General features: G+C 54.2%; 5 protein-coding genes. 3 read left to right on the top strand and 2 right to left on the bottom strand.

What is annotated here, in order from left to right; genetic code table 11:
- Nucleotides 1–332, bottom strand: a 332-nt coding sequence (locus PLU01S_RS22895; protein ID WP_139803989.1) for a UPF0149 family protein, incomplete at its 3' end; no start/stop codon positions are given.
- Between the two features lie 329 nt (nucleotides 333–661).
- On the opposite strand from PLU01S_RS22895, the gene recQ reads away from it, so the two are divergent.
- The 3 genes from recQ to PLU01S_RS22880 all read left to right on the top strand — a co-directional run bounded on the left by recQ (nucleotide 662) and on the right by PLU01S_RS22880 (nucleotide 5,824).
- Entirely contained in the window at nucleotides 662–2,797 is a 2,136-nt protein-coding gene (gene recQ / locus PLU01S_RS22890; protein ID WP_074824322.1) for a DNA helicase RecQ, read from the top strand.
- A gap of 117 nt (nucleotides 2,798–2,914) precedes the next feature.
- Nucleotides 2,915–3,358 carry a MarR family transcriptional regulator gene (locus PLU01S_RS22885; protein ID WP_010794666.1) on the top strand — a complete coding sequence of 148 codons (444 nt, stop codon included), beginning with the start codon at nucleotides 2,915–2,917 and terminating at the stop codon, nucleotides 3,356–3,358.
- A gap of 171 nt (nucleotides 3,359–3,529) precedes the next feature.
- Nucleotides 3,530–5,824 (top strand): type IV pilus assembly protein FimV, encoded by a 2,295-nt coding sequence (locus tag PLU01S_RS22880; RefSeq protein WP_083397856.1) that lies wholly within the window; start codon nucleotides 3,530–3,532, stop codon nucleotides 5,822–5,824.
- Nucleotides 5,825–5,852: 28 nt separating this feature from the next.
- On the opposite strand, the gene PLU01S_RS22875 is transcribed toward PLU01S_RS22880, so the two are convergent.
- A complete protein-coding gene (locus PLU01S_RS22875) occupies nucleotides 5,853–8,054 on the bottom strand; it encodes a patatin-like phospholipase family protein (RefSeq protein WP_074824327.1) in 2,202 nt (733 codons plus the stop codon).
- Nucleotides 8,055–8,061: the final 7 nt, after the last annotated feature.

The following is an 8,061-nucleotide window of genomic DNA, read 5'->3' as shown; positions in this document are numbered from 1 at the left end:
ATACACCAGCCGCGCAGGTCGGAGTCATCTGGATCGTCGCCTAGCTCCAAGTCGCATGGAAGCTCAAGCTCCTCATCGCTGCCCAGTATGCGCAGGATATGCGCCTTGAGCTGGACAAGCGTGGATTCGATTTCTTCGCGCTGTGCATCGCTGGTGTAATGCGGCGGCTCGGCGAAAAGGGCATCGATCCATTCACGCTCGGGTACGTCTTCCGGGCAAATGGCCAGAGCGGTTAGATAACCGTGCGCTGCGATATAGTCGAGCGCTTCCTCATGCAGGTCGTCCGCATCAAGAAACTCACGGAGACGGGACAGTTGTTCAGCGAAGGACATCGGTTACTTACCTCGGAAAACGGGCTGGATATACGATAAAGGCAGTCGCGTTACGATGATGTTCCCGCAAATCGCCTATTGGGTTCCATATTGTTCATAGGCTGAACTCGGGAAAGCCACACGGACGACGTGCATGGTGTCACGTTCTGCAACTGCCTCAACGAAGCCGATTGTAGACGAGCCGGTGCGCCGCGGCAAAAGGCACGTCATTAATCTAGCCAATCTGGCCCTTCTATCAGGGCTTTGTTACAGCCTTGGGCACTGAGTGACGGATAACCGGGCGTTTCTTGTCAGTGCCCGTATAATGCGCGCCATCAAATGGAGGCAGCATGTTCGATCAAGCTTTGCGTATTCTTAAAGACGTCTTTGGTTATGACGCGTTCCGTGGCAATCAGGCCCGGATCATCGAGCGCGTTGCCAACGGCGGAGATGCGCTAGTGCTCATGCCTACAGGTGGCGGCAAATCCCTGTGTTATCAGGTACCCGCCTTGTTGCGTGAGGGGCTGACCGTTGTCGTCTCGCCACTGATCGCCTTGATGGATGATCAGGTTGCGACGCTGGATGAACTAGGCGTGCCGGCGGTCGCGCTCAATTCGACGCTTTCGCCCGAGGCACAGCGCGACATTGCTGCACGGCTTGAGCGCGGCGAGATCAAGCTCTTGTACCTGGCGCCGGAGCGTTTGGTGCAGCCGCGCATGCTGAATTTCCTGCAGCGACTCGGCAACATTGCACTGTTCGCCATCGACGAGGCGCACTGCGTTTCCCAGTGGGGGCACGATTTTAGGCCAGAGTATCTGCAGCTTGGCCAATTGGCAGAGCAGTTTCCCGATGTGCCACGCATTGCCTTGACCGCTACGGCAGACATGCGGACCCGGGATGAAATGATTCAGCGACTGCATCTGCAGAATGCCGAGCAGTTTCTATCCAGTTTTGACCGACCCAACATTTTCTACCGTATTGTTCCCAAGGAGCAGCCTCGCAAGCAGCTGTTATCGTTTCTGACGCAGCATCGGGGTGATGCGGGCATTGTTTACTGCATGTCGCGTAAAAAGGTCGAGGAGGTAGCCGAGTACCTTTCCGCGCAGGGTTTTCCCGCCTTGCCTTACCATGCAGGGCTTTCCAACGAGCTGCGTGCGTTTAACCAGAAACGTTTCCTCAACGAGGAAGGGCTCATCATGGTCGCGACTATTGCCTTTGGCATGGGCATCGACAAGCCGAACGTCCGCTTTGTCGCGCACCTGGATCTGCCCAAGAGTCTGGAGGCGTATTACCAGGAGACTGGACGAGCAGGGCGGGATGGTTTGCCCTCTGATGCCTGGATGGCTTATGGATTGCAGGATGTCCTGCTGCTTCGCCAGATGATGCAAAGCTCCGAAGGGGATGAGCGTCATAAGCGCGTAGAGCGCAACAAACTCGAAGCCATGCTGGCATTGTGCGAAGAGACACGCTGCCGCCGGCAGGTACTGCTGGCCTATTTCGATGAAACATTGCCTGAGCCCTGTGGGCATTGTGATAACTGCGTAGACGGTGTCGAAACCTGGGATGCCACCCAGCCGGCTCGGCAGGCATTGTCAGCCATCTATAGAAGCGGTCAGCGGTATGGCGTAGGCCATCTGGTCGATATCCTGCTGGGGCGGGAAAATGACAAGATCAAAAGTCTAGGGCATGAGCGTCTGGCTGTTTTTGGCCTTGGTAAATCGCTGGCTGAAGATGAATGGCGAACCCTCTTTCGTCAGCTGGTAGCACGTGGTTTCGCTGACGTGGATGTAGACGGCTTTGGTGGTCTCCGTCTGACGGAGGCATGCCGTCCGCTTCTGCGTGGGGAAACGACGCTCGAGCTACGCCGTGATCCCAAGCCGCAGCGTACACGCGGTAACAATTCCGGCCCCAGCGCAGCCAGCCAATTGGTACGCTCTGAAGAGCGTCAGCAGTGGGAGGCCCTGCGTACGCTGCGTCGGAAACTGGCAGAAGAGCATGGAGTGCCTCCTTATGTCATTTTCCCTGATGCAACCTTGTTGGAAATGTTGCGGGGGCAGCCACGAACCTTGCACGATATGGGGCGTATCAGTGGCGTAGGTGCGCGTAAGCTTGAACGGTATGGCCAGGCTTTTCTTGATGTGCTGACAGACGCTCCATCAGCACCGGAGCTTGTTGCCGATGTTCGTCATGAGGTCATTACCCTGGTCCGTGCGGGTATGACGCCTCCGCAAATCTCACGGCAGCTTTCCTGCTCTGAGAAAAATGTGTACAGCATTCTGGCGGAGGCTATTGCACGACAGCAGCTTTCACTGGAGCAGGCGCTTGAGCTGCCCGATGATCTTGTAGGCGAAATCCAGGATGCGTTTCTGGAGGAAGAGGGCGACTTGCCTCCAGCAGCAGCGCTGGCGGATCGATTCGCTGACCAAGTGCCTGTCGGCGTTTTGTATTGCATAAGGGCTGCACTGGCTGCAGAGCTTGCAGAGTGAAGAGAGATAAGCTGCCAAATGTACTGATTGCGGGGATAAACTCACTACCAAAACTAGATTGTAGGCTGTTTAATAGCTAAACAATAATAACCGTCAAAACGATAAGGTCATTGGTCCATGCCGCAAAACGATCCCCATCTCTTTGGTCGCCAGCTTTTCCATGTTTCGCGTGCCTGGCGAGCAGAGCTTGATCGCCGTCTGAGCCATTTGGGTTTATCCCAGGCGCGCTGGCAGGTCTTGCTGACCCTTGCACGCATGAAGGATCAGCATCCTACTCAACGAGAGCTGGCCCAAAGTGTCAGTGTAGAGGGGCCAACATTGGCTCGTCTTTTGGACGGACTTGAAGCTCAGAAACTGGTGCGCCGAGTGGCGGTGAGTGAAGATCGTCGAGCCAAGCGCATCATGCTGACAGCTGCCGCTGGCCCGCTTATTGAAAAGATCCAAGCCATTGCGGATGAGCTGCGTGAAGAGTTGCTGGCGGGTATTGATGACTCCGCGATTGATATTTGCCAGCAAGTCCATCAGAAAGTACTGGCCAACCTCGAAAAACGAGGCCAGTAATCGGAATCTTCGCGGCTCCGCTGAGGGCCGCGTCGCATCGGTTTGTCCCTCTATACTTTCAGTGCTACTTTTTTTGAATGGCGCTCGCTAGTCGATTTTCTAAATTTTCTACGAGCGCAGCCGTTGCCGTTGTCAGGGCGGTAATTTTTTTATTTGCAGTTAGGGCGCTGAATGGCCACGAAAAACGTTAATCGTTTTCGAACTCTCATAATGGTATCCGGCCTGGTGCTGGGCGTTGGCAGTAACTCTGCCTTTGCGGTCGGGCTGGGCAACATCACGCTTCAGTCTTCCCTCTATCAGCCTCTTAGCGCGCGCATCGAGCTGGTGGATGTCGGTGAGCTTGAGGCCGGCGATTTTCACATCGGCCTTGCGTCTAATGACGAGTTTGCGCGTTCTGGCCTCGATCGTACTCAGTTCATGAGCGACATGCACTTCACGCCAGTGATTGAGTCGGGCAGCAGGAGTTATATTCGCGTCACATCGACCCGCCCGGTTAACGAGCCGTACCTGAGTTTTCTGGTTGGTCTTGAGCTGCCCGGCGGGCGTCAGTTGCGTGAGTTCACTGTGCTGATAGATCCGCCCGGCTATCAGGTGCCTGCAAGCCCTGCGGTGAGCCGGAGCAACAGCTATGCACAGGTAGAGGTATCACGTCCTGCTGCACCCCGTGCTTCGCGGCCGTCTACGCCTCCTGCGCCTACACCGAGACCAGGCCTTCAGGCAGGTGCTGCTACCTACACGACACGCGCAAACGATACGCTCTGGCAGATTGCACAGAAGCTGGTTCGCCAGGCGGGTAAAGGTTCTGTTCAGCAAATGATGGGGGACTTGTATTCGCTGAATACCGATGCATTTGCCGCGGGCGACATGCACCGGCTCAGGGTAGGGCAAACGTTACGTCTTCCTGCCGACTTTTCTACTCCTGTAGCAGGGACTGAAACAAACGGCGCATCGATTGCTGCTCCGGCGCAAAATCCTCCTCGTGAACAGTCCTTACCGTCAGAGTCGCCCACGAACACTGCCCCGGTACAAGCTGGAGTGGAGCAGACAGTACCTACGGCGGTTGCTCAGCAGGATCAGCTTCTGCTTCGTATGGCTCAGCTGCAAACTCAATTGGAGCAACTCCAGGCTCGTCTGGATGAAACCGTAAGGGATAAGGATAACCAGATCGCAGCGTTGCAGCAGGAGGTTGCTCAGCTGCGTACCTCTGAAAAAACAAGCGATATACCCTCGCCAGCGGATCCGTCTTTGGCGCCGCCCCCGTCAACTCTTTCCGACAGTGATATAGAGGTAGCCCGGGCGCCGTCTGAAGATCCTTCACAGGCACCCACCATTGCTCCGTCTGCTCCAACTACGCTGCCTGAACAGAGCGCTTCGCAGACCCTAAGCCCTCTTGTCGCACCGTCACCGGTGCAAGTCGACGCAGAGCAGGAAAAAGACTGGTCATCCTATTATTTATGGCTGGTTCCTGTAGCCGCCTTGCTGGCAGCGGCCGTCATTGCGTTACGTCGTCGACGTACACGGGAGGAATCGGCAGTTGCTGTAGTGACTGGTGTACCTGAAGGGGACGAGCCCGATCATGACGGTCATGCTCTTGTGCCGCTTGTCGAGCCAGCGGTTATAGCTAGCCATGTGGAATCGCATGATGCTGAGCCTCAGATACCTGTTTCACCCCAGCATGCCACGCCCAAGGCTGACGATGAATTTCTGGGACGTGCCGAAATTTACCTGGCTTATGGACGTTATAACCAGGCTCGTGAGGTGCTTGAGGAAGGCATCGCCGAGCAGCCTGGCCGCCTGGATCTGCACATGATGCTGCTCCAGGTGCTGGCTGCTTTAGGTGAGAGAAAGCTGTTCGCCGTTCAAGAGGCGGCCGTTCGTGAATTGGGTGGCGATACGCAGGCAATCGATCAGCTAAAGGCACTCCTTCCAGGCATGATCGAGGAATCGGCTGAGGAGCAGAGCGTCAAAGCTGAGGAGGAACCTCTGGAGGTTTCTCTTGATCTGCCCGACGATCTGGAAGAGGAGTGGAAACCTCAGCTTGACTTGAAAGCTGACGAAATGAAGCCCACTCAAGCCGATATCGAAAATTTCGATCTGGATTTACAGGACCTCAGTTTTGATGACGCTATTGCCCTTACAGAGCTGCTAGACGCTGAGCAGGGACATGAAAAAGCCAAGCCTGCTGAGTCGCTGGACGATGATTTTCCTTATACGTTAGGAGAGTTGCCATCAGTGGATGAGCTGGACATGACGCTGGACGAGCATTTCGCCAGCCATGTGCCGAGCGCCTCGGTGGCAGACAATGAGCTGAGCGATTATCCGGCCAGCCCTCTGTTGCAACAGGCGAAATCCTGCATGGCCCAAGGCGATATGCGGGCAGCCAGCGCTATTCTTCAGCGGATCCTCAATGAAGGAAACGATGCACAGCGCCATGAGGCAGAGGTACTACTGGCGCGCATTGCTTGATGCGCGCTGTAAACGTCTAATTTGAGCCTTAGAAGTTATTTCCGAGATTCAGGTAAACCGCTCGTTGGCCGTCATCATTTAATCCATAGCTAAAGTTAAGCGGTCCCAGTGGAGTATCAAATCCCAGGAAAATACTACCTGCGGTGATTGAGCCGCTGTCATAGTTATTTCCATTGTTCCAGATACGCCCTTGCTCAAGACTTCCTCCGAGATAAACAGGGAAGTCGAGCGGTAGGAGTGAGCGCTCTGTCATCCGACGATAATAGATCAGCCGCCCCAGCGTGTAATTCTGGCCAGACAGGGCATCCTGTCGATAACCGGAAAGTTGCCTTGCGCCGCCCAAGAGATAGCTGCTGGTTACCGTGTCAATATCGTTGAACGTTCGGCCGTAATAACCACCTAGAACTACAGTGTCCTGGCCAAACGTCAACGCCTTGTCTAATTTGAACTCCATCTGCTGGTAACGCTCATCCGAGCCAAGGCTGGTATCAAATTGGCGAAGGGTTACAGAAATATCTTCTCCCTCATTGGGAAAGTCCACATTATCCATGGTATCGAATGAGTATTTCAGCTCATAGAAGCCTTCGCTAAATGTATCGGTCGGGAGATTCGAATTACCGATATGGACCTTCGTTTTACCCCAGCGCTGACCGATGCCAAAGCGGATCTCGCCATTGTTGTTAATCTGTCTCCCCACATTAAATCCGTACCCATACCGCTCACGACGATATTCAGCTATAGGATCATTATCCTGGACGGCTTCGATGTTTTGTGCGTCCGCACTCAGATAGGGCGCAAAGAAATATCGTGAGCCTACATCCAGCGGCTGATAGAACTCTGTGTAAAGTTCTTGTTTGTCGCCAACCTGAAGGCGGGTCAGCCATTCGGCGCCTAATTTATTGATGCCGTTTATCCGATAGCTGGCGCCTATATTAAAAGCGCTGTCGCCCTCCATGTCGTCTGAAAGGTTCAAGCCTAGCCGCAGAAAATCAGTGCCGCTGCGTTTTCCGAGCGCATGAATTACAAGGGCGTTATCGTCTTCGCCTTTCTTCTTTTGTCGGACGATGCGGTATTCCACCTGATCAAAGTAGTCGAGCCCATAAATGGTGCCCATATCGTCTTTTAACTTTTCTAGATCAAGCGGTTCGCCTAATGACTGACGTACGTAATGCCGGATAACACTGTCGCTTACCTTGGAGTCGTTTTCGATCCGTACCTCTGTAATGATCGGGTTTCGCTGCCCCGGCTGGCGTGCAATGGACAATGCAATGTCCGTATCGTCCACCGGCGGGCGCCTCAGACTGGCCAGGCGAGAAGACAATGCCTGAGTGGCGCGATAGCCAGCGTCAATTAATTCATTGACGCTACCAAAGTCAGCGCTGGTGTACGCAGCCAGCGGTGGTTCAACCAAAATATCTTTGGATGTGAGTGTTGCCAGCTGAGCTTCGGAGTTGTTGCGTGTCATCAGGGTAGTGGACTGGTTGAGCACGTCTACAACGGTAGTGAGCTCCTTGCGTTTCAGCAGTGGAGTGCCGATATCAACAGCAATAACCTTATCAACGCCCATGCTGCGAGCGACATCGATAGGGATGTTATCAACCATGCCGCCATCGACTAGCAAGCGTCCGTCTACATCAACCGGTGCAAATACGGCTGGAATTGACATGCTGGCTCGAATAGCCCGGGGCAAATGTCCCTTGCTGAACACAACTTTTTCGCCTGTCACGATATCAGTGGCAACGGCACGAAAGGGAATAGCCAATTTATCGAAGTTTCGCGTTTCGCTCGTGTGGACCAGCAGACTTTCCAGTAGCATGGAAAGGTTCTGGCCTTGAATGACACCAATCGGAAGGCCCAGCGTTCCATCGTCTCGAAAGCTGAGTTGCTGCTTGATGAGAAAGTCTCTGTCATCCTGCTTTCGTCGAAACGGAACGTCCTTACGGGGAGGTTGATCCGAAAGTACCTGCTGCCAGTCCATTTCTTTGGCAATGTGCTCGATTTCATCAACTTTATAGCCAGCTGCATACAAACCGCCAATGACTGCGCCCATGCTGGTTCCAGCGATAGCATCGACATGAATGCCTTGTTCTTCCAAAGCTTTCAATACGCCGATATGAGCGAGTCCGCGCGCTGCGCCCCCGGATAATACCAGCCCTATTTTAGGGTGAACTTGGTCACTCCATGAAAGGCTTGGCAGTAACAGTAGTAAGCAAAGAAATAGGTATCGCATGAGCAAG

It is taken from the genome of Pseudomonas luteola NBRC 103146 (assembly GCF_002091675.1).
Taxonomy (GTDB): Bacteria; Pseudomonadota; Gammaproteobacteria; order Pseudomonadales; family Pseudomonadaceae; genus Chryseomonas; species Chryseomonas luteola.
This window is presented reverse-complemented; position numbering and strand designations above follow the sequence as displayed.